Raw genomic sequence first — 976 nt, forward strand, 5'->3', positions numbered from 1 at the left:
GCTAACTTTGGTGTCTCAGGAGGTTGTCCATCTGGTCTGAACCGAGGAAGCTGAGGTTGCGAAGCTTCAGTGTTCCAAGGAGAGACCAGATGAACGTCCACAAGAATGCGCCTTTGACGCCCAAAGGTCGAGAGGCGATGGTGCGAGGCGTGGTCGAGGGCGGGCTGAGCCAGGCTGACGCGGCAAACCAGTTCAACACGACACCGAAAACCGTGGCCAAATGGGTCAAGCGGTTCCGCGCAGAAGGCGTGGATGGTTTGCGCGACCGCTCGTCGCGACCTCATTCATCGCCGAGCCAAACCCCGCCGGCCACGTGCGCCGTCGTCGAGACGTTGCGCCGGCAGCGCCACACCGGCAAGCAGATTGCTGCCGAGGTCGAGGTGTCACCGGCCACCGTCAGCCGTATCCTTCGCCGCTTGGGATTAAGCCGGATCCGCGATCTGGAGCCCGCCGAGCCGGTGCGCCGGTACGAGCGCGAGCACCCCGGCGAGCTCATCCATATCGACATCAAGAAGCTCGGCAGGTTCGTAAGACCAGGCCACCGCATCACACACGATCGCCAGAAGGGCGAAAGCCGCGGCGCCGGCCACGAGTTCGTCCACGTGGCCATCGACGATGCATCGCGCTTGGCCTTCTCCCAGATCCGGCGGGATCAGAAAAAGGAGAGCGCCATCGCCTTCCTCAAGGAGGCCGTCACTTACTACCGCAGCCTCGGCATGAAGGTCACCGGCATCATGACCGACAACGGCTCCTGCTACCGCGCCAAGGTCTTCGCCAGAGCGTGCAGGAAGCTCGGCCTCAAGCACATCTTCACCAGACCCTACAGACCGCAAACAAACGGCAAGGCCGAACGCTTCATCCAGACCGTGCTGCGCGAATGGGCCTACGCTCGCGCCTATGACACATCAGACCAGCGCGCCAAAAACCTGCCAATCTGGCTTCATCACTACAACTGGCATCGCCCGCACGGCAGCCT

At 62.5% G+C, this 976-nt stretch carries 1 protein-coding gene; it reads left to right on the forward strand.

Features of this window, described 5'->3' with window-relative positions; translation table 11 throughout:
• Positions 1–89: 89 nt before the first annotated feature.
• The coding region (locus tag XI08_RS09940; RefSeq protein WP_271574276.1) for an IS481 family transposase at positions 90–976 on the forward strand (887 nt) is incomplete at its 3' end.

Source organism: Bradyrhizobium sp. CCBAU 11361 (genome assembly GCF_028128935.1).
GTDB classification, from domain to species: domain Bacteria; phylum Pseudomonadota; class Alphaproteobacteria; order Rhizobiales; family Xanthobacteraceae; genus Bradyrhizobium; species Bradyrhizobium niftali.